Consider the following 1,659-nt stretch of genomic DNA (forward strand, 5'->3'; position numbering starts at 1 on the left):
TGCTCGCCTTGGGATAACGTTCTGAAGAGCCGGATGTGTGGCCCACAAGTCCGGTTCTGTGAGAGGCGGAGGGGCGCAAGCCCCTCTGCCTACTCGACCGGAGTGTTCCTTCTCACCGAAAGGGTCTTAGCGGGGGTCGTCTTTAACGAGCGGTTGCACAAGGCGGGAAAGCACAGCGCTTTCCACTTCTTGTGCTGGGGGCAGCGGAGGCTTAAAATCGTCCTTCGTCAACCAAGTTGTAACGGCGACAAATCCTCGAAGAATATCCACATCTTGATACTCGGAAGTGCAGTTGAATGCCACTCCTACGTGGTCGTTCTTCCAACACAGGCGAGGGGTGAGGTATCGAACCGAATCGGAGAAAGGTACGAGGACCGCTTCCGCTCTATACTGATCTCCAAGGCGTTGTCTGCATTCAGCAAGGGTCTTCTGCCTGAGTGTGCGCAGTTCGGCCTTTGTTGCGGCCACTGCTTGATCTGGTTTCAAGTGCCAGTCTTTCGGCAGAACCCAATTCTTGCTTACGGTGATACACACCAAGAGACCGTTCTTGACAAGGTAGGTTGCACCCCGAAACTCAGCCTCAGCACCGAGTTCTTCTATGAGGACATGATCCCCTTTCGTCAGGTCCGTACGTGGCGGCGAGGGCTCTCCATCTTTTGGGATGCGAAATTCCTTGGCACCCGGCCTGCACTTTTGGAGATCGTCCGCTGCCATCCCCAGGGCGACTCCTTTCGGAATGAAGGACAATGGCTCTGACCCGGCCTCCTTTGGTCCGCCAACGGCCGCTGACACAAAAACCGAAGATATTGCGAGTGCGGCAGTAACAATGGCACATCGAAAAGTTGGCAAGTAACGCATCTTCGTTCCTCCCTTCATTTGTTTGTGGGCTGGAGGAGTCCACGCTCTCCGCTATTCGTCAGGTCATCGAGGTAGGTGAGATTTCCCGCGTTCAAGGCATTAATGACGGCGGCTTGTGCCGCTGCCCGTGTCGCGAGGCCCGCTCCCATATTGATCCCCTTTTGGTTATTCTCCAAGTCCATTACCGATTCATTGTGAGGACCACCAGCCGCGATGTTGCTTCGTTCATGCGCTTGACCGGCACCCCACGCATCGGCTGGCGTGTACCCTTCCATGATTATGAGAACATTCCAATATGCATGGCGTGCAGCGTCAGCTCGACAGTTATGGACAGAAGAGGATCCTCCCAAAGCGCTCCAGTTTGTTTGCGCCCAAGCCAATGCTTCGTTCGCGAGGTCATTGATCTTCAGAACCCATGCTGGGCCGTACAGCGTCGTCATCAGAAATGCCCATGTGGCTTGGTCAGGGGGAGGGACCTCAATGACCGTAATAGTTGCGGTCTTGTTGCAACCGAGAACTTGAAGATTTTCTGTTCGAGAGTTCCCGAGGTTGTTGAAAGTTACTGAAATCGAAGGGCCGTTACCGGTTTTCTCTCCAGACCAAGCATAATCGCTATTGGCAAGCGCAACAGTTGGAGTCAGTGCCGAACTGAATGTGATCGAATCGCCTTTAAGAACTCCGATGCGTTGGTACTCGGGGTTTGGGATCACTTTCGCAGAGGTCATCCCCGACGTTTGAAATCCCAAGTCCACTTTCAGGATGGTCAACACATACGCGGGGTAAAGAAAGAACACGGCGAAG

General features: G+C 53.9%; 2 protein-coding genes. Both read right to left on the minus strand.

Annotated elements, in window-relative coordinates:
- Positions 1–126 precede the first annotated feature (126 nt).
- Positions 127–858: a hypothetical protein gene (locus tag QME66_13755; protein ID MDI6810008.1), complete on the minus strand. Its 732-nt coding sequence runs from the start codon at positions 856–858 to the stop codon at positions 127–129.
- A gap of 14 nt (positions 859–872) precedes the next feature.
- On the minus strand, positions 873–1,659 hold a 787-nt coding region (locus QME66_13760), incomplete at its 5' end, for a hypothetical protein (GenBank protein ID MDI6810009.1).

The sequence above is a fragment of the Candidatus Eisenbacteria bacterium genome (assembly GCA_030017955.1).
GTDB lineage: Bacteria > Eisenbacteria > RBG-16-71-46 > JASEGR01 > JASEGR01 > JASEGR01.